At 68.5% G+C, this 23,124-nt stretch carries 24 protein-coding genes; 10 read left to right on the top strand and 14 right to left on the bottom strand.

Translation table 11 applies throughout. The annotated features are described in order from the left end of the window. Positions 1-2 precede the first annotated feature (2 nt). Genes hisA through hisB form a run of 4 tightly spaced genes read right to left on the bottom strand, consistent with a single transcriptional unit; the run spans position 3 to position 2,537 of the window. Positions 3-737, bottom strand: coding sequence for a 1-(5-phosphoribosyl)-5-[(5-phosphoribosylamino)methylideneamino]imidazole-4-carboxamide isomerase (gene hisA, locus STARVERO_RS19120; protein WP_144341377.1), 735 nt, complete (start codon positions 735-737; stop codon positions 3-5). Next, positions 734-1,396 carry an imidazole glycerol phosphate synthase subunit HisH gene (hisH, locus tag STARVERO_RS19115; RefSeq protein WP_159600837.1) on the bottom strand — a complete coding sequence of 221 codons (663 nt, stop codon included), beginning with the start codon at positions 1,394-1,396 and terminating at the stop codon, positions 734-736. The genes hisA and hisH overlap by 4 nt, the downstream gene beginning before the upstream one ends. Continuing rightward, on the bottom strand, positions 1,393-1,911 hold the full coding sequence (locus STARVERO_RS19110; RefSeq protein WP_159600835.1) for a DUF2628 domain-containing protein: 519 nt from the start codon (positions 1,909-1,911) through the stop codon (positions 1,393-1,395). The genes hisH and STARVERO_RS19110 overlap by 4 nt, the downstream gene beginning before the upstream one ends. A gap of 32 nt (positions 1,912-1,943) precedes the next feature. Further along, positions 1,944-2,537 (bottom strand): imidazoleglycerol-phosphate dehydratase HisB, encoded by a 594-nt coding sequence (gene hisB, locus STARVERO_RS19105; protein ID WP_159600833.1) that lies wholly within the window; start codon positions 2,535-2,537, stop codon positions 1,944-1,946. A gap of 166 nt (positions 2,538-2,703) precedes the next feature. On the opposite strand from hisB, the gene STARVERO_RS19100 reads away from it, so the two are divergent. From STARVERO_RS19100 to hslU, 3 genes are read left to right on the top strand one after another with little or no spacing between them, the layout of a single operon-like run. Next, positions 2,704-3,945 (top strand): MFS transporter, encoded by a 1,242-nt coding sequence (locus tag STARVERO_RS19100; protein WP_159600831.1) that lies wholly within the window; start codon positions 2,704-2,706, stop codon positions 3,943-3,945. Positions 3,946-3,998: 53 nt separating this feature from the next. Next, the gene (hslV, locus tag STARVERO_RS19095; protein ID WP_159600829.1) at positions 3,999-4,544 is read left to right on the top strand and encodes an ATP-dependent protease subunit HslV; all 546 of its coding nucleotides are present in this window, start codon (positions 3,999-4,001) and stop codon (positions 4,542-4,544) included. Positions 4,545-4,591: 47 nt separating this feature from the next. After that, the gene (gene hslU / locus STARVERO_RS19090) at positions 4,592-5,899 is read left to right on the top strand and encodes an ATP-dependent protease ATPase subunit HslU (protein WP_144341371.1); all 1,308 of its coding nucleotides are present in this window, start codon (positions 4,592-4,594) and stop codon (positions 5,897-5,899) included. 48 nt (positions 5,900-5,947) lie between these two features. Here the strand turns inward: hslU and STARVERO_RS19085 are convergent, their stop codons facing one another. Genes STARVERO_RS19085 through STARVERO_RS19070 form a run of 4 tightly spaced genes read right to left on the bottom strand, consistent with a single transcriptional unit; the run spans position 5,948 to position 8,936 of the window. Continuing rightward, on the bottom strand, positions 5,948-6,313 hold the full coding sequence (locus tag STARVERO_RS19085; protein ID WP_144341370.1) for a helix-turn-helix domain-containing protein: 366 nt from the start codon (positions 6,311-6,313) through the stop codon (positions 5,948-5,950). Continuing rightward, a complete protein-coding gene (locus STARVERO_RS19080) occupies positions 6,310-6,909 on the bottom strand; it encodes a Smr/MutS family protein (protein ID WP_159600827.1) in 600 nt (199 codons plus the stop codon). Before STARVERO_RS19080 ends, STARVERO_RS19085 begins: the two co-directional genes overlap by 4 nt. Continuing rightward, positions 6,909-8,192 carry a murein transglycosylase A gene (gene mltA / locus STARVERO_RS19075; protein WP_159600825.1) on the bottom strand — a complete coding sequence of 428 codons (1,284 nt, stop codon included), beginning with the start codon at positions 8,190-8,192 and terminating at the stop codon, positions 6,909-6,911. Before mltA ends, STARVERO_RS19080 begins: the two co-directional genes overlap by 1 nt. Positions 8,193-8,204: 12 nt before the next feature. Then, positions 8,205-8,936 carry a Tim44/TimA family putative adaptor protein gene (locus tag STARVERO_RS19070; RefSeq protein ID WP_144341367.1) on the bottom strand — a complete coding sequence of 244 codons (732 nt, stop codon included), beginning with the start codon at positions 8,934-8,936 and terminating at the stop codon, positions 8,205-8,207. 433 nt (positions 8,937-9,369) lie between these two features. Between STARVERO_RS19070 and secB the strand changes: the two genes are divergently transcribed. Further along, positions 9,370-9,837: a protein-export chaperone SecB gene (gene secB, locus STARVERO_RS19065; RefSeq protein ID WP_144341366.1), complete on the top strand. Its 468-nt coding sequence runs from the start codon at positions 9,370-9,372 to the stop codon at positions 9,835-9,837. Positions 9,838-9,876: 39 nt separating this feature from the next. Here the strand turns inward: secB and dnaQ are convergent, their stop codons facing one another. From dnaQ to STARVERO_RS19040, 5 genes are read right to left on the bottom strand one after another with little or no spacing between them, the layout of a single operon-like run. After that, positions 9,877-10,575: a DNA polymerase III subunit epsilon gene (gene dnaQ, locus STARVERO_RS19060; protein ID WP_144341365.1), complete on the bottom strand. Its 699-nt coding sequence runs from the start codon at positions 10,573-10,575 to the stop codon at positions 9,877-9,879. Next, positions 10,568-11,206, bottom strand: coding sequence for a dephospho-CoA kinase (gene coaE, locus STARVERO_RS19055; RefSeq protein ID WP_159600823.1), 639 nt, complete (start codon positions 11,204-11,206; stop codon positions 10,568-10,570). The genes dnaQ and coaE overlap by 8 nt, the downstream gene beginning before the upstream one ends. A gap of 8 nt (positions 11,207-11,214) precedes the next feature. After that, positions 11,215-12,060 carry a shikimate dehydrogenase gene (locus STARVERO_RS19050; RefSeq protein ID WP_159600821.1) on the bottom strand — a complete coding sequence of 282 codons (846 nt, stop codon included), beginning with the start codon at positions 12,058-12,060 and terminating at the stop codon, positions 11,215-11,217. Next, positions 12,057-12,689 carry a Maf family protein gene (locus STARVERO_RS19045; protein WP_159600812.1) on the bottom strand — a complete coding sequence of 211 codons (633 nt, stop codon included), beginning with the start codon at positions 12,687-12,689 and terminating at the stop codon, positions 12,057-12,059. The genes STARVERO_RS19050 and STARVERO_RS19045 overlap by 4 nt, the downstream gene beginning before the upstream one ends. Continuing rightward, complete coding sequence (locus tag STARVERO_RS19040) at positions 12,682-13,548, bottom strand: pyruvate, water dikinase regulatory protein (RefSeq protein ID WP_159600810.1); 867 nt, start codon at positions 13,546-13,548, stop codon at positions 12,682-12,684. Before STARVERO_RS19040 ends, STARVERO_RS19045 begins: the two co-directional genes overlap by 8 nt. 327 nt (positions 13,549-13,875) lie before the next feature. On the opposite strand from STARVERO_RS19040, the gene hemE reads away from it, so the two are divergent. The 4 genes from hemE to STARVERO_RS19020 all read left to right on the top strand — a co-directional run bounded on the left by hemE (position 13,876) and on the right by STARVERO_RS19020 (position 17,263). After that, positions 13,876-14,907 carry a uroporphyrinogen decarboxylase gene (gene hemE / locus STARVERO_RS19035; protein ID WP_244616825.1) on the top strand — a complete coding sequence of 344 codons (1,032 nt, stop codon included), beginning with the start codon at positions 13,876-13,878 and terminating at the stop codon, positions 14,905-14,907. A gap of 15 nt (positions 14,908-14,922) precedes the next feature. Next, a complete protein-coding gene (gene hemJ, locus STARVERO_RS19030; protein WP_144341359.1) occupies positions 14,923-15,348 on the top strand; it encodes a protoporphyrinogen oxidase HemJ in 426 nt (141 codons plus the stop codon). Between the two features lie 247 nt (positions 15,349-15,595). Further along, positions 15,596-16,861 carry a transcription termination factor Rho gene (rho, locus tag STARVERO_RS19025; RefSeq protein WP_013168580.1) on the top strand — a complete coding sequence of 422 codons (1,266 nt, stop codon included), beginning with the start codon at positions 15,596-15,598 and terminating at the stop codon, positions 16,859-16,861. 21 nt (positions 16,862-16,882) lie between these two features. Then, on the top strand, positions 16,883-17,263 hold the full coding sequence (locus tag STARVERO_RS19020) for a hypothetical protein (protein ID WP_159600806.1): 381 nt from the start codon (positions 16,883-16,885) through the stop codon (positions 17,261-17,263). A 287-nt stretch (positions 17,264-17,550) separates the two neighbouring features. Here STARVERO_RS19020 and STARVERO_RS19015 read toward each other — a convergent pair whose 3' ends face one another. Continuing rightward, positions 17,551-19,572, bottom strand: a complete 2,022-nt coding sequence (locus STARVERO_RS19015; RefSeq protein WP_159600804.1) for a thioredoxin domain-containing protein — start codon at positions 19,570-19,572, stop codon at positions 17,551-17,553. A 102-nt stretch (positions 19,573-19,674) separates the two neighbouring features. Here STARVERO_RS19015 and mnmE point away from each other — a divergent pair, with 102 nt between their 5' ends. After that, the gene (gene mnmE / locus STARVERO_RS19010; protein WP_159600802.1) at positions 19,675-21,057 is read left to right on the top strand and encodes a tRNA uridine-5-carboxymethylaminomethyl(34) synthesis GTPase MnmE; all 1,383 of its coding nucleotides are present in this window, start codon (positions 19,675-19,677) and stop codon (positions 21,055-21,057) included. Between the two features lie 193 nt (positions 21,058-21,250). Beyond that, entirely contained in the window at positions 21,251-23,107 is a 1,857-nt protein-coding gene (gene mnmG / locus STARVERO_RS19005; RefSeq protein WP_159600800.1) for a tRNA uridine-5-carboxymethylaminomethyl(34) synthesis enzyme MnmG, read from the top strand. Positions 23,108-23,124 lie beyond the last annotated feature (17 nt).

Genomic DNA, 23,124 nt, shown 5'->3' with positions numbered 1-23,124 from the left:
ACTCATGCCGGCAAACCCGCCACCAGCGCCAACGCGGCATGCGGGTCGAGCCGCCCGTCATAGAGGGCACGGCCGGTAATCGCGCCTTCGAGCTTGGCGGCGCGCGGCTCCAGCAGAGCCCGCACGTCGTCGAGCGAGGCGAGCCCGCCCGAGGCGATGACCGGGATGGAGACGGCGTCGGCCAGCGCGATGGTGGCGTCGAGGTTGAGACCCTTCAGCAGGCCGTCGCGGGCGATGTCGGTATAGATGATGGCGGCGACGCCGGCATCCTCGAAACGGCGGGCGAGCTCGGCGGCCTCAAGGTCCGAGGTCTCCGCCCAGCCCTCCACCGCGACGCGGCCGTCGCGCGCGTCGATGCCCACCGCCACGCGGCCGGGGAAGCGGCGAGCCGCCTCCTTCACGAAGGCCGGGTCGCGCACCGCCGCGGTGCCGAGGATGACGCGGGTAATGCCCTTCGCCAGCCACGCCTCGACGCCCGCGAGATCGCGGATGCCGCCGCCGAGCTGCACCGGCATGCCGACGGCTTCCAGAATGCGCTCGACCGCATGGGCGTTGACCGGCTTGCCGGCGAAGGCGCCGTCGAGATCGACGATGTGCAGGTAGCGGAAGCCCTGGCTTTCGAACTGCGCGGCCTGCTGGGCGGGGTCATGATTGAAGACGGTGGCGCGCGCCATGTCGCCCTGCTGCAGGCGCACGCACTTGCCTTCCTTGAGATCGATGGCGGGAAAAAGGATCACGGCGTCCACTTGAGGAAATTGGCGAGGAGAGCGAGGCCGAGGCGCTGGCTCTTCTCGGGATGGAACTGCGTGCCGGCGATGTTGTCGCGGCCGACCATGGCGGTGATCTTGCCGCCATACTCGCTCGTCGCGATCACCTCGCCCGGATGCGCGGCGCTCAGGTGATAGGAATGGACGAAATAGGCATCGAGCCCGCCCTCGCCCGTCGGAATGCCTTCCAGAAGCGGATGCGGACGGGCGACGGTGAGCGAATTCCACCCCATGTGCGGAATCTTCAGGGAGGGGTCGCCCGGCACGATCCGGGTGACGTCGCCCTCGATCCAGCCCAGCCCCTCGGTGACGCCGTGCTCCAGACCGCGCGAGGCCATGAGCTGCAGGCCGACGCAGATGCCGAGGAACGGGCGTCCGCCCGTGATTACCGCCTCGGTGAGCGCCTCCACCATGCCGGGCACGGCATCGAGCCCGCGGCGGCAATCGGCATAGGCGCCGACGCCCGGCAGCACGACGCGGTCGGCACGGCGCACCACGTTGGGATCGGCGGTGACCAGCACGGTACGGTCGGTGCCGCTCTCGCGGGCGGCGCGCTCCAGCGCCTTGCCCGCCGAATGCAGGTTGCCGGAACCGTAGTCGATCAGGGCAACGGGCGCGGGCGGTATCATCGACGGGCCTCCGGAAACAGGCCGAGCACGGCGGATTCCACCGGGCGGGCCGGCGGGGGAACGGAAGACGCGCCCCATTCGCCGGCCGGCGCGTCGAGGCGCGGCCGGGCGAGCGGGACGAGCGACGCGCCGCCGAGGCGGGCGTCGAGATAGCGCTGTTCGGCGGCTTCCAGCTTCGGCGCCACGACGGTGCCGGCCTCCTCGAAGCCGCGCGCGGCGAGGCGGGCATGGCGCAGGCCCGGCAGCATCACCGCCACCGCGACATTCGCCACCAGAAGCAGGATGCCGGCATCGCCGTCGAGGCCGAGCAGGCGGATGGCGACGAGCAGCGCGCCCTGCACGAGCAGATAGACGACGAGCGCCAGCCACAGCCGGTGGCGCAGCAGCACCAGCGGCGCCAGCAGGAGCGCGCTCCACGAGATGCGCTCGGGCACGAAGACCAGGCCCTCCGCCCAGTGATGGGTCGCGCGCGCCTCGTCCGCCGCCTCGGGCTCGAAGACTGTCCAGACCGCCATGTTCCTCAGCCGTTCGCTCTCAGCCACTGAGATCAGCCACCAAGGCTGCCCTTGGTGGAGGGGATCTCCCCCGCTGCCGCCGGATCGATGGCCACCGCCGCACGCAGGGCGCGGGCGAGGCCCTTGAAGCAGCTCTCCGCTATATGGTGCGCGTTCACGCCGTACAGAGTCTCGACGTGCAGCGTCAGGCCGGCATTGACGGCGAAGGCCTGGAAGAACTCGCGCACCAGCTCGGTGTCGAACTCGCCGATCTTCGGCGCCGGGAACTCGGTGCGGAAGACGAGGAAGGGCCGGCCGGAAATGTCGAGCGCGACGCGGGTCAGCGTCTCGTCCATCGGCAGGTGCAGGCTGGCGTAGCGGGTGACGCCGCGCATATCGCCGAGCGCCGCCTTCACCGCCTGGCCGAGCGCGATGCCAACATCCTCCACCGTGTGGTGGAAGTCGACGTGCAGGTCGCCCTTGGCCTCGATCTCCATGTCGATGCGCGAATGGCGCGCCAGCAGGTCCAGCATGTGGTCGAAGAAGCCGACCCCGGTCGCGATCGTCGCCTTCCCCGTGCCGTCGAGGTCGACGGAGAGGCGGATCTGCGTTTCCTTGGTGGCGCGGGCGATGCTGGCGGTGCGCATGATGGGGCTCCCGGAGAGCCGGCGTCTTAGCAGCTATAGTGTTGCGATGCCATACGCGCCGCGCCGTGCCCGACAAGAGGCTGGCGCGGCTGGCGAAACGCCGTCATCATGGCAGCCTTCCCGCCCATTCCCGCCACCCGTCCCGGCCATCGCCCCGGAGTGCCCGATGGACCTCGCCACGCTGCGTGCCCGCGCCCCATTGTTCCTCGCCGTCTTCATCGACATCTTCTCCTTCGGGCTGATGTATCCGCTGATCGTCGCCCTGTTCGAGAACGGGACGATCGTCGCCGGCTACGCGCCTTCGACGCGCGACACGCTGCTCTCGCTGGCCTTCTCGCTGTTCCCGATCGGCATGTTCTTCGGCGCCTCGCTGCTCGGCGACCTCTCCGACGCGGTCGGACGGCGGCGCACGCTGATGATCTGCATGGCGGGGCTGGCGGCGAGCTACGGGCTGATGTGGCTGGCGCTGGAAGTGGGCCATCTCTGGCTGTTCTTCCTCGGCCGGCTGTCCTCCGGGCTGATGGCGGGAACCGCGCCGATCGCGCAGGCCTCGGTCGTCGACGCGGCGCCCGAGGACCGGCGCAGCGCCGCCATGGCGCAGGTCGTGCTGGTCAATACGCTCGGCATGGTGGCGGGCCCGGCCATCGGCGGGATTCTCGGCCACTGGGATTTCCGCCTGCCGCTCGGCCTCGCGCTGGCGCTGTGCCTGCTCACCCTCGCGCTGCTGCGCTCCGCCCATTTCGCCAGCGACGAGGCGCGCCGCGCCTTCAGCCTCGACTGGAAGCAGCCCTTCCGGCTGCTGGCCCGCGTCAGTGACCGGCCGGCGATCATCGTGCCGGCGGCGTCCTTCTTCCTGTTCCAGTTCGGCTTCCTGATCTACTACACCTTCATCCTCATCGAGATGCAGCGTTCCTACGGCTTCACCACCGCCGATCTCGGCCTGTTCTCCATGGTGATGGGGCTCGGCTGCGCCTTCTCCTCGGCCATCGGCTTCCGGTATGTGCGGGCGTGGCTCGGCAGCGACAAGCCGACCGCGCTCCTCGGCCTCGCCCTGTGCGGCGCCTTCCTGATCGTCAGCGGCCTGCCGCTGCCGGCCTGGGGACAGGTGGCGGTGGCCTTCCTGTCGACCGCCAGCAACATCCTCGCCTTCATCACCCTGCTCGCCGCCGTCTCCTCGGCGGTGGACGAGACCGAGCGCGGCTGGGCACTGGGCATCGCCAATGCCGGAGTGGCGCTCTCGGTATTCCTGGCGGGGCTGCTCACCGGCCTTCTGGTCTTCCTGCCGGTCGATGCCTTCCTCATCGCCGGCGGCGTCATCGTGCTCGCCGGCATCCTGCCGGGGCTGAAGCTGGCGGAGCCTGCGACGGGCACGGAGCTGCAGGACCAAGCTGCCGCCGAGTTGCGCTGACGCTTCGAGGCCTTAAGTAAGGGCTCTCGGAGCCTTCCACAGCAGAGCCCTGCATGACCCATTCCCCCGACACGATCTACGGCACCACCATCGTCTCCGTCCGCTCCGGCGGGCGCGTCGCCATCGGCGGCGACGGGCAGGTGACGCTCGGCAACACGGTGATGAAGTCCAACGCCCGCAAGGTGCGGCGACTGGGCAAGGGCGACGTGATCGGCGGCTTCGCCGGCGCCACCGCCGATGCCTTCACCCTGTTCGAGCGGCTGGAGGCCAAGCTGGAGCAGTATCCCGGCCAGCTTCAGCGCGCCGCCGTGGAACTCGCCAAGGACTGGCGCACCGACCGCTACCTGCGCCGGCTGGAGGCGATGATGATCGTCGCCGACGCCAACGTGACCCTCGTGCTGACCGGCACCGGCGACGTGCTGGAGCCGGAAAACGGCATCGCGGCCATCGGCTCGGGCGGCGGCTACGCGCTGGCGGCCGCCCGCGCGCTGGCCGACAGCGGGCAGGATGCCGAGGCGATCGTGCGCAAGAGCCTGGGCATCGCGGCCGACATCTGTATCTACACCAACCAGAACGTGGTGGTCGAAACCATCGGCTGAGAGGCGCGCGCGCCCTCTGCCTTTCCGTTCCTTTCGAAAGACGTCCGATGACCAGCTTCTCGCCCCGCGAAATCGTCTCCGAGCTCGACCGCTACATCGTCGGCCAGCACAACGCCAAGCGCGCGGTGGCCATCGCCCTGCGCAACCGCTGGCGGCGCCAGCAGCTGGAGGGCCAGCTGCGCGAGGAGGTGCTGCCGAAGAACATCCTGATGATCGGCCCGACCGGCGTCGGCAAGACCGAGATCTCCCGCCGCCTCGCCAAGCTCGCCGGGGCCCCCTTCCTGAAGGTGGAAGCCACCAAGTTCACCGAGGTCGGCTATGTCGGGCGCGACGTCGAGCAGATCGTGCGCGATCTCGTCGAGGTCGGCATCGGCCTCGTGCGCGAGGCCAAGCGCAAGGGCGTGGAGGCCAAGGCGCATCTGGCCGCCGAGGAACGGGTGCTCGACGCGCTGGTCGGCACCACCGCCTCGCCCGGCACCCGCGAGAGCTTCCGCAAGAAGCTGCGCGACGGGCTGATGGACGACAAGGAGATCGAGGTCGAGGTCTCCGCCGGCAATCAGGGCATGCCGATGTTCGAGATTCCCGGCATGCCGGGAGCCCAGATGGGCGCGATCTCCCTCGGCGACATGTTCGGCAAGGCCTTTGGCGGGCGCACCAAGCCGCGCCGGGTGACGGTGCGCGACGCTCACCCGCTTCTCCTGTCGGAAGAAGCCGACAAGCTGATCGACCAGGACGCCATCGTGCAGGACGCGATCCGCGCGGTGGAGGAGAACGGCATCGTCTTCCTCGATGAGATCGACAAGATCGCCGGCTCCGAGCGCCGGGGTGGCGCCGATGTCTCGCGCGAGGGCGTGCAGCGCGACCTGCTGCCGCTGATCGAGGGCACGACGGTCTCGACCAAGCACGGGCCGGTGAAGACCGACCACATCCTGTTCATCGCCTCCGGCGCCTTCCACGTCTCCAAGCCCTCGGACCTGCTGCCCGAATTGCAGGGCCGCCTGCCGATCCGCGTCGAGCTGGAGGCGCTGAGCCGCGAGGACTTCAAGCGCATCCTCACCGAGACCGAGGCGAGCCTGGTCAAGCAGTCGGTGGCGCTGATGGGCACGGAAGGCGTCACGCTCACCATCACCGAGGACGCGGTGGAAGCGATCGCCGACGTCGCCGTGCAGGTGAACGCCAGCGTCGAAAACATTGGCGCGCGGCGCCTGCAGACGGTGATCGAGCGGGTGCTGGACGAACTGTCCTTCACCGCGCCGGACCGCGCCGGCGACACGATTGTGGTGGACGGCGCCTATGTGCGCGAGCGTGTTGCGGACCTCGCCGGCAATACCGATCTGAGCCGCTACATCCTTTGAATCGGATGCGTAACGAGTCCCCCGGTTTCACGTGAAACCGGGGCCGGCTCACCCGGGCCGGCTGAGGATCTTGAGCCGGCCGAGCAGTTCCGCCACCGCTTCCGGCGGCAGGGTGGCGATCTCGCGGGCCAGCAGGTTCGCCAGCTCCGTCGCCTCCGGCGCGAGGCCGGAGGTGTCGACCACGACGCGCGGATCGGACATCTCCGCGAGCGCGCGCAGCGCTTCCGCCTCGTCCCAGATGACGTTGAAATAGGCCATGATGCGCTGGAGCATCATGAAGGTCGGCTGGCCGCGCTTGCCGTGCTCCAGCGCCGAGAGATAGGCGGCGGAGACGCCGATCTGCTCGGCCATCTGCGACAGCGTCACGCCGCGCTCGGCGCGCATCTCGCGCATGCGGCGGCCGAAGGGCGTCATGGCCGGCCTCCGCGCACGCGCCGCACCCGCACATAGAGCGCGCCCTCCCCGCCATGCCCGCGCGCGGCGGTCTCGAAACCGACCACCACGGCACGCAGCTCCGGCGCGGCGAGCCATTGCGGCACCAGCCGGCGCAGCACGCCGCGCCCGCCCTCGCCGGCGAGGAACGGCGCCCCGTCGCCCTTGCCGGTGATGACAAGCACCAGCGAATGACCGGAGCCCTGCGCCCCGCGCAGGAAGGCAATCAGCCGGCCGTGGGCCGCCGCCTGGGTCATGCCGTGCAGGTCGAGCCGCGCATCGACCTCCGCCCCGCGCGACAGGCGGCGGCGCTGCTTCGGTTCCAGCGGCGCCAGCGGCGGCGGGCCGGGCGGCTTGGGAAGCGGTGGCGGCAAGAGGGATGGAGCCCGCGCGGGTTTCACCGCCTTGCGGTTTGCCGTCTCCGCAGCGGGTGCATCCTCCGGCGGCGTTTCGACGGGCGCCATCCGGGCGAGCGGGCGCATGGGCTGGATGGAGCGCGTCACATGCTCCCACAGCGCCTTCTCCTCCGGCTGGAGGGGACGCCGGCGCCGCGGACGCCCGGTTCCGTCGCCGGTCATCACGGCGTTTCCGCGACGGCGGGAACCGGCGGCCGGGACGGCGGCAACGGCACGCGGCGCCGCGCCGGATCGAGCGCGCGCGGCAGCAGGATGACGAAGCGGCCGGGATGCTGGATGCGGCCGGCCACCGCACCGGGCTCCTTGCCGGCGCCGAAGAAGATGTCGGCGCGCGCCGGCCCGACGATGGCCGAGCCAGTATCCTGCGCGATCATCAGCCGCTCGAAAGGCTCGACGGCGCCGTCCCTGCCGGTCGGCAGCGCTGCGTCGATGTAGAAGGGCGTGCCGTAGACATGGATGTTCTTGTCGACCGCGATGGAGCGGCCGGCGGCCAGCGGCAGCCCCTGCGCGCCCACCGCGCCGTCGTCGCCCTTCAGCTCGTGGGCGACGCGGAAGAAGACGTAGGAGCGGTTCTGCCGCATCAGTTCGCGCCCCTCCTCGGGATGGGCGGCGATATAGGCGCGTATGGCGTCCATCGACATCTTCTCGCGCGCCACCAGCCCGCGATCGATGAGGATGCGCCCGACCGGCGTGTAGGCCTGGCCGTTATGGCCGTCATAGTTCAGGCGCAGCACATGGCCGTCCGGCAGCCGCACTCGCACCGAGCCCTGGATATGGGCGAAGAAGGCATCCGCCGGATCACGGATCCAGGCGACCTCCAGCCCCTGCCCTTTCAGCGCGCCGTCCTCGATGGCGGCACGGTCGTGATAGGGCACGAGCTGGCCGTCGACGCGGCGGAACGCCTTGCCCTTGTTGGCGGGCGGGCCGTCCTTGGGCGGCGCCTCGATGAGGAGATCCGGCGGGCGACGATAAAGTGGGGTGGCGAATTCGGCCGAAGGGGTGAGCGAGCCTTCCACCTCCGGCTCGTAATAGCCGGTGAGGAAACCGTCGGGCTGGTCGACGGGACTGATGCGGAAGGGGCGGAATTCCTTCTCGAAGAAGGCTTTGGCACCCTTGTCGTTCACCTTTCCGGGCAGGCGCGCCGCCTGTGCGCAGACCTTCCGCAGGGCGGTGAAGACCGGGCGGGCGGGGGTGACGGTGTCCGGCTTGGAAGCGATGCGGGCGCAGCTCTTGCGGAAGGTGGCGAAAGCGCCGGCATGGTCGTCGCCCGCCCAGCCGGGCAGCGCGTCGAAGCCGATGGGCTCCAGCGCCGCCTGCGGAAAGAGCGGTTCCGGCGTGGAAGACGCGGCGAGGGCCGGCCGCACGCCGACGGTCCCCGGCAGAACGGGCGGCAGGGCGCCGGTCAGAAAGCCGGACGCGGCGAGGATGACGAGATGGACACGCACCCCGTCATCTTCTCACGAAGCCGCTTCGGTGGCGACCAGCTTCCAGTTCGGGTCGCGGGTGCCGAGCTCGCGGGAGAAGGTCCAGACATCGGTGACATCAGCCACCTGCTCGGGATCGCCGTCGATCACCGCGCCGTTCTTGTCGCGGGTGACGGAGATGAGCTGCGAGAGGAAGCGCAGCGTGATCTGCGCGGTGCGCCCCTTGGCGCCGGCCTCGATGATCTCGACCTTGTTGATGCCGACGAACTGCGTCTGCATCGTCTCGCCGCGCTGCTCGCGCTCGGCGATGGCGGCGGAGAAGCCGTCGAACACGTCGCGCGCCAGCAGCTCCTTCAGCGTCGCGCGGTCGCCATTGGCGAAGGCGACGACGATCATCTCATAGGCGGAGCGCGCGCCGGTGAGGAAGTGCTGGACGTCGAAGCCGCGCTCCTGCGCGGCGATGGCGTCGAGGCCGTTGGCCACGGCCGAGCCAACTTCGGCGACGCCGGCCCAGCGCGCGGGCGCCGGTTCCTCGGTCTCGGCCTCGGTCGCATCGACGGTTTCCGGCACGGGCGGCTTCTCGGCGGTGCCGGGGAAGTTCACCACCTTGTCGGACGGACCGGCCGGTGCCTTGGCGGCGTCGCGGCGCGAATAGGGATCGTAAGGCGGCCGCTCGCGCCCCGTACGCTGTCCCAGCACGCTGCGCAGCCGTATGAAGATGAACACGGCGAGGGCCAGGAAGATGATCGTATAAATATCGAACACGTCGCAGTTCGCCGTTGTTGTACCGTCGCCGGACCCACCTTTCCGGCGCTGGGGTGATTTCTGAATCTGGGGCGCCTGCGATCCGTTCCAAGCGGCGACGGGCCGGACGTCCTTCAGACCTATTTACGACGTCTGGGCGATTTCGCCACCCCATCCATGCCCCAGGGTCATCACTTCGGGCGGAACGGCGCGCGCCGGATCGTCGTCACTGAAGAGTAGAACAAGCCGCCGGCCTGCGCCATGCCATGGCTGAACGCTCCCTCCCTCCGGGACCGGAAGGCCCGCACAGGGCGGTACTGCTTGTGACGTGCGAGCAACCGTGTTAGCGACACCGGCCCATTGCGAAGACCGTCTGCGGCGGACGAACCGACCCAGCGGCACCATGCGCCGGCGCCCTGCGGGGGCCTGTCCGGCGGACCCCACGGAGATTCTAATGGCCGAAACCGAAAACGCCGCCTCGATGCCGACGCTGCAGGTGCTGACCCAGTACACCAAGGACCTGTCCTTCGAGAATCCGGGCGCGCCGGAATCGCTGGTCGTGAAGGGCCAGCCGCAGATCGGCATCCAGATCAACGTCAACGCGCGCCCCGTGCGCGAGGGCGGCGAATACGAGGTCGAGCTGAAGGTCGAGGCCAAGGCCGAGCTCGGCGGCAAGACCCTGTTCGCGCTGGAGCTGGTCTATGCCGGCATCTTCCGCGCCCAGAACGTGGCGCAGGAGACGATCCACCCGTTCATCCTGATCGAATGCCCGCGCATGCTGTTCCCGTTCGCGCGCCAGATCGTCGCCGACACCGTGCGCAACGGCGGCTTCCCGCCGCTGATGATCGATCCGGTGGACTTCGTGACGCTCTATCGCCAGCGCATGGCGCAGCAGCAGCCGAACAACGTGCTGGCTTCCTGACGCCACACCCGCCTGTCGACGACCCGCACGGCCGGAAGCTCAGCTTTCGGCCGTGTATTCTTTCCAGATCGCGGCGTCACCGAGCGTGGCGACGAACGCCTCGTGCGCGGCGGTTTCCTCGGGGTGGACGCGCGGCGCGAGAGGGCGTGGCCGCTGGAGCGGCGCTGACGACTGGCGGTCGCCCAGGCTGCCGGCAACCTCCGCGACGGCGAGGCTGAGTGTGGTCTGCTTGCCCCCGCACAGCTCGGCATAGACTTCCGCCAGAAGCTCGGAATCGAGCAGCGCCCCGTGCTTGGTGCGGCGCGAGCCGTCGATGCCGTAGCGCGCCATCAGGTCATCGAGACGATTCGACGCACCGGGATGCCGCCGCCGGGCGAGGCTGAGCGTGTCCACCACCCGGTCGAAGGTGATGGCAGCCCGCCCGGCCTTGCCGAGCTCGGCATTGATGAAGCCGATATCGAAGGCCGCGTTGTGGATGATCAGCGGATCGTTGCCGATGAAGGCGAGGAAATCGTCCACCACCTGGGTGAAGAGCGGCTTGTCGGACAGAAACTCCGCCGACAGGCCGTGGACGTTGAACGCCTCCACTGGCATGTCGCGCTCGGGGTTGAGATAGACGTGGTAGACTTGCCCGGTCGGGATGCGGTTGAGGATCTCCACGCAGCCGATCTCCACCAGCCGGTCGCCGGTGAGCGGATTGAGGCCGGTGGTCTCGGTATCGAGTACGATCTCACGCATCGTCGTCTCCTTGCGCATTCTTCCCCGCACCGTCGGCACGGGCGAGGCGTTCGCGCAGCCCCGCCAGCAGGGCCGCGACCTCGGCGCGGGCATGATCCAGCCCATGGCCGGTGTCGATCACATAATCGGCGCGGCGCCGCTTCTCCGAATCGGGAAGCTGCCGGGAGAGAATCGCCGCGAATTTCTCCTCCGTCATGCCCGGACGGGCGAGAACCCGTGCGCGCTGCACAGATTCCGGCGCGGTGACTGCGACCACCGCATCGACCCGCCCCCGCGCGCCGCTTTCGAACAGCAGAGGGATGTCGAGCACGGCCACCGGCTCGCCCATCGCGGCCGCCTGCGCGAGAAAGGCCGCCTCGCGGGCGCGCACCAGCGGGTGGACGATGGATTCCAGCCTCTTCATCGCCGCATCGTCGTCGAGCACCCGCGCGCCGAGCAAGGCCCGGTCGATCCGCCCGGCGACGGTGACGCCGGGAAAGGCCGCCTCGACCGGCGCGACGCCCTCGGCGCCATAGAGCGCGTGCACGGCGGCATCCGCATCGTGCACCGGCACGCCGAATTCCCGGAAGATGCCGGCGGTGGTCGACTTGCCCATGCCGATCGAGCCGGTAAGGCCGAGGCGGAAGGGCATGGATCCGGTCACGTCAGCTGGCCCTTGGCGGCAAGATCAGCGATGGCGAGCGCCCGCAGTTCCGGCGTGACCTCCGGGCGCACGCCGAACCAGCGCTCGAAGCCGGGCACCGCCTGATGAAGCAGCATGCCGAGCCCGTCGACCGTGGCGAGACCCCGCGCCTTCGCCACCTTCAACAGGGGCGTTTCCAGCGGCACATAGACGATGTCCGTCACCAGCGCGTCCGGCGACAGCGCGGACAGGTCGATGTCGAGCGGCGGCTGGCCCTTCATGCCGAGCGAGGTGGTGTTGACCAGAAGGCGGCAACCATCGAGACGGCTGGCAAGGTCACGCCAGTCCACCGGCAGCACGCGCGGCCCGAACTGATCGCGCAACGCCTCGGCGCGGGCGCGTGTGCGGTTCGCCACTACGACCCGGTCGATACCGCGACTGAGAAGTCCGTAGACGACCGCGCGGGAGGCCCCACCGGCCCCCAGCACCACCGCCTCCCCCAGCGCGCGCGCCCATTCCGGCTCGGCCGCGTCGAGATTGGCGAGGAAGCCGTGAACGTCGGTATTGGCGCCGCAGAGCCGGCCATCCTCGAGCCAGAGCGTGTTGACCGCGCCGAGCGCCTGCGCCACCGGATCGCGCTCCACAGCCGCGCGGAAGGCGGCTTCCTTGTGCGGGACGGTGACGTTGGCTCCGACGAGGCCGCTGCCGGCGAAATCGGCGAGAAAGGTCTCGATCCGCTCCGGCGGCACGTCGCGCAGCCCATAATCGCCGTCGATCCCGTGCTGCTTCAGCCAGTAGCCATGGATCAGCGGCGAGCGCGAATGGGCGACCGGGTGGCCGATGACGGCGGCATGGCGGGTCACAGCAGGTCTCCCCGGCGGCGCAGAAAGGCGAGAAGCGGCAGAAGCGGCATTCCCAGTATCACCGAATGATCGCCTTCCACACGCTCGAACAGATGGATGCCCAGCCCTTCCAGCTGGTAGCCGCCGACGCTCGACAGCACCGCCGGCCCGGCCGCCGCGAGATAGGCGTCGAGCGATGCCTCGTCGAGCGGCCGCATGGCGAGATGGGCGGATTCGACCGTCTCGAATAGCACCGCACCATCACAAGCGACGGCGATCGCCGAATGCAGGGCATGGGTCCGCCCGGCAAGGCGGGCAATCTGCATCCGCGCCGCCGCCATGTCGGCCGGCTTGTGGAAGGCTTCATCCCCGAGCGCCAGCGTCTGGTCGGCGCCGATGACCAGACGGCCCGGATGCGCCGTGCTGCCGGCCAGCGCCTTGGCACGGGCCAGCACGCCGGCGATCCGGGCCGGGTCAACGCCCCTGCCCGCCGCGTCCGATTCCAGCGCGCGCTCGTCCACATCGACCCCGACCGCCTCGAAGGGCAGACGTGCCGCTTCGAGCAAAGCCCGGCGGGCGGTACTCTTCGAGGCGAGGACGAGCGGCTTGGAACCTCGCCAAAGGCCGTTCTGTCGCGACGAATCAGGCACCTGAGCTCTCGGAAAGTTTGCGCCGGTGTTCCTGCAACAAGCCGATGATGGCGGCTGCCGTCTCCTCAATGGACCGGCGCGTGACGTCGATCATCGGCCAGCCATTCTTGGCGCAGAGGCGGCGGGAAAAGGCGATCTCCTCCGCCACCGACTGGCGGTCCGTATAGGCATCCACCGACTGCGCCGCGTTGAGCCCGAGAAGCCGGTTGCGGCGGATCTCCACCACGCGCTCGGCGCTCGCCAGCAAGCCGACGATCAGCGGACGCTTCAGCTCCGACAGGCCGGACGGCACCGGAAGACCGGGCACCAGCGGGATATTGGCGGTCTTGATGCCACGATTGGCGAGATAGATGCTGGTCGGCGTCTTGGACGAGCGGGAAATGCCGAGCAGCACGACATCCGCTCCCTCCAGCCCGTCCACATGCTGGCCGTCATCGTGCATGACGGTGAAGTTCATCGCGTCGATACGGCGGAAATAATCGCCGTCGAGCTGGTGCTGGCCGCCGACGCGCGGCTCCGGCACGCCCCCGAGATAAGCTTGGAACAGCCGCACCACCGGCGCCAGCACGGAAAGGACCGGCACGCCGTTTTCCTGGCAATAGGTCTTCAGGCGGTTGCGCAGCTCCGGCTCGGTCAGCGTGTACAGCACGATACCGGGATATTCGTCGATGGCCTGGATGACCTTGTCGAGCTGCTTGTGCGTGCGCACCAGCGGATAGATGTGCTCGATCGGCTTCACATTGTACTGCGCCGCGGCGGCACGGCCGACGCTGATCAGCGTCTCGCCGGTCGAATCCGACACGAGATGAAGGTGGTAGTAGCTTTCCGACGGGCGGGCGGCATCAGTCACACCGGTCATCCACAGGGCTGTGCATGAGGATGGAACAAGCCATGCCCCGGCGACGTTAGCAAGTCCGGGCTGGGGAAAGCGACCCGTTTCCTCCACAGGGCATGGGCCTGTGCGTGAAATCGCCGGGCCTTTGGCGAACTGCGTGGATAATCCGCCGCGCCTGCCCTAACTTCCTGCCACCGAAGCGATTTCGGAACGCGCACGCGCCGTCCCGCAGCGATCAAGCTGGGGGTCGGTTGTGATGGGCGAGGAACCCGTCTAATGCCCTCACCTAAACAAAGACGACTCTCCTTCAAAAGAGATTAAAGAAGTATGAAAGAGCCGGGGGACAACGGGATGGGCCTGCCCATCATGCTGCAGGCGCTCGACGGCCATGTGCCGAAGCGCACGCCGATCTGGATGATGCGCCAGGCAGGGCGCTACCTCCCGGAATACCGGGCGGTGCGCGAGAAGGCGGGCGACTTCCTCTCCCTCTGCTACACGCCCGATCATGCCGTCGAGGTGACGCTCCAGCCGATCCGCCGCTTCGGCTTCGACGCGGCGATCCTGTTCTCCGACATTCTCGTCGTGCCGCATGCTTTGGGCTGTTCACTCACCTTCGAGGCCGGCGAGGGACCGCGCCTCGTGCCGGTGACCAACGCGGCCGAGCTCGCCGCGCTGCGCGAGGAACTCGATCCCGGCAAGATCGACCGGGTGTTCGAGGCGGTTGCCCGCATCCGTGCCGAGCTGCCGCGCGAGACGGCCCTGCTCGGCTTCTGCGGAGCGCCGTGGACGGTGGCGACCTACATGGTCGCCGGACGCGGCACGCCCGACCAGGCGCCGGCGCGGCTGGTCTCGTTCATCGATCCCGCCTTCTTCGCGGCGCTGATCGACCGGCTGGTCGAGACCTCCGCGCGCTATCTGATCGGCCAGTTCCGGGCCGGTGCCGATGCGGTGCAGATCTTCGACAGCTGGGCGGGCGTGCTCGATCCGGAGGCTTTCCGCCGCTGGACCATCGATCCGATCCGGCGGATCGTGGCGGCGGTGCGGGCCGAAGTGCCGGGCGCGCGGATCATCGCCTTTCCCAAGGGTGCGACGCTCTCTGGCCTTACCGAGCTGGTGCAGGCGACGGGGGTGAACGGCGTCGGGCTGGACTGGACGGCGGACCGCCGCGCCACCCGCTATGCGCTCGGTGGCAAATGCGCGTTGCAGGGCAATCTCGATCCGCTGGCGCTGATCGCCGGCGGCAAGGCGCTCGACGGTGCCATCGATGCGCTGATGGAGGATTTCCACGGCGCGGCGCATATCTTCAACCTTGGCCACGGCATCCGGCCGGAGACGCCCATCGCTCATGTGGAACGCATGATCGCGCGGGTGCGGGGGAGCTGAGGAAGGCGGCCCTCCATGCTCTATGAGTGGATCAAGGCGCTGCACGTCATCGCCGTCATCTCGTGGATGGCGGGCCTGCTCTATCTGCCGCGGCTGATGGTCTATCATTGCGACGCGCCCGCCGGCTCGCCGCAGTCCGAGACCTTCAAGGTGATGGAAAGGCGCCTGCTCAAGGCGATCATGAACCCCGCCATGGGGGTGGCGTGGCTCGCCGGGCTCTATCTCGCCTGGGACGGCGGCTGGTATTTTTCCGGCTGGTTCCTCGCCAAATTCGCGCTGGTGCTCGGCATGAGCGGTTTCCACGGCTTTCTGGCCGAGCGGGTGCGCGATTTCGCCGAGGACCGGAACACCCGTCCGCCGCGTTTCTACCGCTTCATCAATGAGGTTCCGACGCTGCTGATGATCGGCATCGTGATCCTCGTCATCGTAAAGCCGTTTTGATCGCGTCAAAGCTTCGTGCGGCAGGCTTGCGCCGAATCGTGGCTTTGCCTATGTTGCCGCTACTTCCACGAAGCTGGCTGACGCTCCGCTTTGGCGGGCATCTTCCCCGATGCCGCCCGGTGTGTTCGGACAAGAGGCCGATCTTCTCGGCCAGGTCCGCAGACCAGCGTTTCCCACCCTTTTGCAGTCCCGGCGGGTTCTATCGCTTGGCCGGGTCTCTCCAATATCGATATCGAGGCCTTTTCCCATGGGGGAAATGAAGCTCCAGGACCTCAAGTCCAAGAATCCCGCCGAACTTCTGGTGTTCGCCGAGGAACTTGAGGTCGAGAACGCCAGCACGCTGCGCAAGCAGGAGTTGATGTTCGCCATTCTCAAGCAGCTCGCCGCCCGCGAGACCGACATCATCGGCGAGGGCGTGGTCGAGATCCTCTCCGACGGCTTCGGCTTCCTGCGCTCGCCGGATGCCAATTATCTGCCCGGGCCCGACGACATCTATGTCTCGCCCAGCCAGATCCGCCGCTTCGGGCTGCGGACCGGAGACACGGTCGAAGGACAGATACGCTCGCCGAAGGACGGCGAGCGCTACTTCGCCCTCCTCAAGGTCAACACGATCAATTTCGAGGATCCGGACAAGATCCGGCACAAGATCAACTTCGACAACCTGACCCCGCTCTATCCCGACGAGCGGCTGAAGCTGGAAATCGAAGACCCGACGCGCAAGGATTTTTCCGCTCGCGTCATCGACATCGTGGCGCCGATCGGCAAGGGCCAGCGCGGCCTGATCGTGGCGCCGCCGCGCACCGGCAAGACGGTGCTGCTGCAGAACATCGCGCAGTCCATCACCACCAATCATCCCGAGTGCTACCTCATCGTGCTGCTCATCGACGAGCGGCCGGAGGAAGTCACCGACATGCAGCGCTCGGTGAAGGGCGAGGTGGTTTCCTCCACCTTCGACGAGCCGGCCCAGCGCCACGTGCAGGTCGCTGAGATGGTGATCGAGAAGGCCAAGCGCCTCGTCGAGCACAAGCGCGACGTCGTCATCCTGCTCGATTCGATCACCCGCCTCGGCCGCGCCTACAACACCGTTGTGCCGTCCTCGGGCAAGGTATTGACCGGCGGTGTCGACGCCAATGCGCTGCAGCGTCCCAAGCGCTTCTTCGGCGCGGCGCGCAACATCGAGGAAGGCGGCTCGTTGACGATCATCGCGACCGCGCTCATCGAGACCGGCTCGCGCATGGACGAAGTGATCTTCGAAGAGTTCAAGGGCACCGGTAACTCCGAGGTCATCCTCGACCGCAAGGTTTCCGACAAGCGCGTCTTCCCGGCGATCGACATCACCCGTTCGGGCACCCGCAAGGAAGAACTGCTTGTGCCGGCCGATGTTCTGAAGAAGATGTATGTGCTCCGGCGCATCCTGAATCCGATGGGCACGGTCGATGCCATCGAGTTCCTGGTCGACAAGCTGCGCCAGACGAAGACGAACGGCGACTTCTTCGATTCCATGAACACCTGAGCCATCGTAACGGGAGGCGGCATGAAGGCGGGACGTTTCTTCCGGCTCTTCGTTGTCACCCCCGTGCTCGGGGCTCCCGTCGCCCTGATTTCCACGATGCCGGCGGCTGCCGGCATCGCCGAGCGTGAGCCGCCTTCCGCCGAATTGTGGATCTTCGTGATCGGCATTGCCGCGCTGAGCTGGGTCATGGCCTGCCGGCGCTGGTGGCTGCCGCTCACCGTCTGGCTCCCGGCCGCGCTGTTCATCTCTGGCCTCGTCGCCGACTTCGCCGACCCGGTGATCGGACCGGCGGTGCGGGAGGAACTGGGCCTTGCCTACATCTTCCAGGCCGACCTCGCCGGGGCGCTGATGCTGGTGGTCCCGCTGATGTTCGCGAATATCCGTTTCGGCCGGAAGGAATAGGCCGCGCGCGGTAGAGGCGGCATTTTCGCAAGGCGAACTACTACTAGATGCCTCATTGCAATGAATGAGGCTGTTTCGTAGGCGAAACGATATCCTTCAGAAATGACTCAGGACGGCGATTTGACCGTCTGTCCGATCCATCCATCGGAAAAGGCTGAACGACCGTCAGCAGCGATTTCTGAGGAATCGCGGGCATTCGGCGAAAAATGCCCACAACTTATCCACAGCCCTGTCCCCAGATCGCCGATTTACCCCCGGAGGAGGGGCGAGGTCCGGTCGCACTCCTCTCAGCCGATTGATGGACCCGCCGACCGCACGGCTTCGGCCAGCCGATTGGCTTCCGTAACCGGCAGCGAACAGACGGAGCCGGCGCAGACGAAGGCGGCATCGCCGTCGATCGCCTCCATCTTTTCCCGCGCGGGATGCCCGGCCGGAAGTGCGGCGTCGTCGGTGACGTGCTGGATGACGAGCTCGGCGCGCGGCAACCGGCGGGCGGTGTCGAGCAGGGACACGGCCGTCTCGCCTTGGCCGACAACGACGATCTCCGGTGCGCGCAACCGGCTGTCGAGGGCGTTGAGCAGGCCGGCATGGCTGTAGAGATGGGGGGCGGCACGCGGCAACAGGCCGGCGAACAGCCGGTCGGCGCGCTCGCGGTAGCGTTCTTCGCCGGTCAGCGTCGCTAGGCGCACGAGATTGCGGGCGATCAGCGCGTTGGGATTGGTGACGGCATCGTCGGCGGTGGCGTCGGGGCGCAGGATCAGCCCTTCGGCATCGTCCGCGGTGAGGTAATAGCCGCCATCCTCGGCGGCGTGATGGGCCTCGAGTTCGGCCTGCCAGGCGACGGCGCGGTCGAGATAGGCGGCGTCTCCGGTCGCCTGATGCAGGGCGAGGGCGGCACCGATCATTGCCGCATAATCGGAGGAGAGGCCGGGAAAGACCAGCCGTCCCTCCCGCCAGCTATGGCCGAGACGCCCGTCCTTCACCATCGATTCGGCGATGAAATGGAAGGCACCGGCGGCCAGCTCGATCCATTCCGGGCGACCGAAGCGGGGTGCAGTGCCGGCAAGGGCTGCGATCATCAGCCCGTTCCAGTCTGCCAGTACCTTGTCGTCGCGTCCGGGCGGCACGCGCGTCGTACGCACCGCCAGCAGCTTGTCGCGCAGCAAAGCGAGCCGGGCCTCGTCGCCACCGGAGCGGTCGACCTCCTTCAATCGATTCGGGATCGAAACGCCCTCCCAATTGCCGAAGGGCGCGATGTCGTAGTGGCGGGCGAAGAACTCGGCATCCTCGGCGCCGAGCGCGTCGAGCACCTGCTTGAGCGTCCAGACGTAATAGCGGCCCTCATGGCCTTCGGAATCGGCATCGAGGCTGGCGGCGAAGGCGCCGCCTTCGGTCATCATCTCGCGCCGGAGCCAGCCGACCGTTTCCTCGGCGCGGGCGCGGAAGAGGTCGGCGAGCGTCTCGGAATAGGCGAGGCCGAGCAACTCCAGGATCTGCGCGTTGTCGTAGAGCATCTTCTCGAAATGCGGCACCAGCCAGTGGTCGTCGACGGAGTAGCGGGCATAGCCGCCGCCGATATGGTCGTAGATGCCGCCTTCGCTCATGCCGTCGAGCGCGTGCAGCGCGGCGTCGCGGAAGCGCTGCCGGCCGGTGCGTTCCCAGGCGCGCCAGAGCAGATCGAGGAAGGGCGTGTTGGGGAATTTCGGCGAGCCCTGCAGGCCGCCATGTTCGGGATCCATGATGCCGAGAATGCGGCCCGCCGCCTCGTCGAGCTCGGCGGGGCCGATCACCACCTGGCCGGCGGGACGCGCCTTCTGGCGCAGCCGCTCCAGCAGGGCGGTACGGTTCTGCGTGATGCGCGGATCGCCGGAGGCATAGGCATTGGCCATCGTCCTCAGCACGTCCACGAAGGCGGGCTGGCCGTATTTCGCTTCCCTGGGGAAGTAGGTGCCGCCCCAGAAGGGAGCACCCTCGGCATCGAGGAACATGGTCATCGGCCAGCCGCCCTGCACGCCGAGCTGCTGGAGCGCCGACATGTAGATCTGGTCGACCTCGGGTCGCTCCTCGCGATCGACCTTGATGTTGACGAACAGCTCGTTCATCACCGCGGCCGTCGCCTCATCCTCGAAGCTCTCATGCGCCATGACGTGGCACCAGTGGCAGGCGGCGTAGCCGACGGAGAGCAGGATGGGCCGGCCGGTGCGGCGCGCCTGCGCGAACGCCTCGGGCTGCCACTGCCACCAGTCGACGGGGTTGTCCTTGTGCTGGAGCAGATAGGGACTGGCGGCGTCGGCGAGGTGGTTGGGCAAGGCGTCTCTCCGGCTTATGACAGGGTCTTGCTGTGGGCGGCGTTGTTGGAGCGGCGCGAGGCGTGGTCTCTCGGGGCCGTCTCAAGAGATAGGGCGTAGCGGGTGAGTGTGCAGGAGGAAAGCGGAATTGGCACGGTGGCGTCGGGCGGCGGCACCATCGCGGCGGTCTCCTCGGGAAGCGGCGGCGCGGTCGCGGTCATCCGCATCTCTGGGCCGGCGGCGGGGCCGGCCGTGCGGGCGCTGACGGGCCGTCTGCCCGAGCCGCGCCGGGCGGTGCTGGCGAAGCTGCGCAATCCCGCCGATGACGAAGTGCTGGACGAAGGCCTGGCGCTCTGGTTTCCCGGCCCGCGCAGCGCCACCGGCGAAGACATGGCGGAGCTGCAGATCCATGGCGGCCGCGCCGTGGTCGCGGCCGTGCTGGCGGCACTGTTCGCCCTGCCGGGCCTGCGTCCCGCCGAGCCCGGCGAGTTCACCCGTCGCGCCTTCCTCAACGGGCGGATGGACCTGACGCAAGCCGAGGGCCTCGCCGATCTCATCGCCGCCGAGACGGAGGGGCAGCGCCGGCTCGCCTTCGCCCATGCCTTCGGCCATCTCGGCCAGCGGGTGGAGGAGTGGCGGCGCCGGCTCATCCGGGCGATGGCGCTGATCGAGGCGGGCATCGATTTCGCCGAGGAGGACGACGTACCGGCGGAGGCACGTGCGCTCGCCCGACCGGAAGTGATGGCGCTGCTCGCGGAGCTGCAAGCGGCGCTCGCCGACCGTCGCGGGGCGATGGTGCGCGAGGGCGCGTTGGTCGCCATCGCCGGGGTGCCCAATGCCGGCAAGTCATCGCTGCTCAACGCGCTCGCCGCACGTGACGTCGCCATCGTCTCCGACGAGCCCGGCACTACCCGTGACGTGCTGGAGGTCGCGCTCGATCTCGGCGGACACAAGGTGACGCTCGTCGATACGGCGGGGCTACGCATGGCGGAGGGCAAGGTGGAAGCCGAGGGCATCCGCCGTGCCCGTGCCCGGATCGCCGAGGCGGACCTCGTCCTGTGGGTGCACGATGCGCCGGGTAGACCGCCGCCGGTGGAGCGACCGGAGATCGAGGCGAAGGGCGCGGAGCTGTGGCTGGTCGCCAACAAGCTCGACGCGCCGGGCGCCGCCGCGCCGATGGGGTTCGGCTGGGCCGGGCAGAGCTTTTCGGTATCGGCGAAGTTCGGCACCGGCCTCGATGCGCTGACGGAGGCGGTCGGAGCTTTCGTCTCCGAGCGCGCACGCGGCAGCGAGCATCCGGCGCTGATCCGCGCGCGTCACCGCGCCAGCGCGGCGGAAGCGGCGGGTCGGCTCGGCTTCGCCCTCGTCCGGTGGGATCATCTCGACGATGAGTTGCTGGCCGAGGAGCTGCGCCTCGCCGGACGCGCGCTCGGGCGGATGACTGGGGCCATCGGCGTCGAGGATCTGCTCGACGTGGTGTTCCGCGAATTCTGCATCGGCAAGTGAGGCCGTCGAGACGGGGATTCACGTGAAACACCGGCGCATGCTGGTCCGATTCGTAAACGAAATGTTTCACGTGAATCAGCACCATTCACCAATCCCGATTTTTGCCCTCGTTCGTTTGGCTTGACGCCGCCATCTTTCGCGGGCTTGAAACAGGCGAACGGACGCGCGCCCATATGGTGCGGATCGGGCAGCCATGAACGAACACGATCTTTCCTTCGACGTCGTCATTGTCGGCGGCGGACATGCGGGCACGGAAGCGGCGGCGGCTGCCGCGCGGCTCGGCGCGCGCACCGCGCTGGTCACGCACGCCTTCGCCACCATCGGCGCCATGTCCTGCAACCCGGCCATCGGCGGTCTGGGCAAGGGGCACCTCGTGCGCGAGATCGATGCGCTGGACGGACTGATGGGCCGAGTGGCGGACCAGGGCGGCATCCAGTTCCGCGTGCTCAACCGCCGCAAGGGGCCGGCCGTGCGCGGCCCGCGCGCGCAGGCCGACCGCAAGCTCTATGCCGCCGCCATGCAGCGGGCGATCGATTCGCAGCCGAACCTTTCGGTCGTGGAAGGGGAGGCGGATCGTCTGCTGATGACGGATGGCCGCGTCCAGGGGCTGGTCCTGGCGGATGGCCGGGTGGTCGCAGCCGGCGCCGTCGTCATCACCACCGGCACCTTTCTCAACGGGCTGATCCATATCGGCGACCGGCAGATGCCGGCCGGGCGGATGGGTGAACAGCCGGCGCGCGGCCTGTCGGGTTCGCTCGCCGCCATCGGCCTGACGCTCGGGCGGCTGAAGACCGGCACGCCGCCGCGCCTCGACGGGCGGACCATCGACTGGGCGGGGCTGGAGATGCAGGACGGGGACACACCGCCGGAACCCTTCTCGACCCTGACCGAGGCGATCACCAACCGGCAAGTCCAGTGCGGCATCACCCGCACCACGCCGGAAACCCATGCGGTGATCTGGGCGAATATCGAGCGCTCGGCGATGTATTCCGGGAACATCCGTAGCGTCGGTCCGCGCTATTGCCCGTCCATCGAGGACAAGATCGTCCGCTTCGGCGAGCGGGAAGGGCACCAGATCTTCCTCGAGCCGGAGGGCCTGGACGATCCGACCGTCTACCCCAACGGTATTTCGACCTCGCTGCCGGAGGACGCGCAGCTCGCGCTGCTCGCGACCATTCCCGGCCTTGAGCGGGTGGCGATGCTGCGGCCCGGCTACGCCATCGAATATGACCACGTCGATCCGCGCGAACTGCAGCCGACGTTGGAGACCCGCAAGGCGAAGGGGCTTTTCCTGGCCGGGCAGATCAACGGCACCACCGGCTATGAGGAGGCGGCGGCGCAGGGACTGGTCGCCGGGCTCAATGCGGCCCGCCGGGCGGGCGGCATGGAGGGCGTGACCTTCGACCGGGCGGAAGCCTATGTCGGCGTGATGATCGACGACCTGGTGACGCGCGGCGTAAGCGAGCCCTACCGCATGTTCACCTCGCGTGCCGAGTACCGCCTGTCGCTGCGGGCCGACAATGCCGACCAGCGGCTCACCGATCGCGGTGAGGCACGCGGCCTCGTCGGCACGGAGCGTCGCGCGCGTTTCGCCGCGAAGCGGGAGGCGCTGGAGCGGGTGCGCGAATGGAGCCGCTCGGTGTCGCTGACGCCGGCGGAAGGCGACCGGCATGGGCTGACGCTGAACCGGGACGGCCAGCGCCGCAGCGCCTTCGATCTCCTGTCCTATCCGCATGTCGGCTGGGCCGACATCTGTCGGATCTGGCCGGAGGCGTCGGTGGAGGAGGCGCGCATCGGCGAGCAGGTGGAGATCGACGCGAAATATGCCGTCTACCTGCATCGGCAGGAGGCGGACATCGCGTCCTTTCGCCGGGACGAGGCGGCCGAGCTTCCCGAGGTGGACTATTGTGGTCTCGCCGGAATCTCCAACGAGATCAAGGCCAAGCTGGAATCGATTCGCCCCCGTACCATTGGTCAGGCGAGTCGCATCGATGGCATGACCCCGGCCGCCCTGGCATTGCTGGCGGCGCATGCGCGCCGCGCGCAGTAGGTTTCGAGCCGCTATAC

The organism is Starkeya nomas (genome assembly GCF_902703545.1).
Classification (GTDB): Bacteria; Pseudomonadota; Alphaproteobacteria; order Rhizobiales; family Xanthobacteraceae; genus Ancylobacter; species Ancylobacter moscoviensis.
This window is presented reverse-complemented; position numbering and strand designations above follow the sequence as displayed.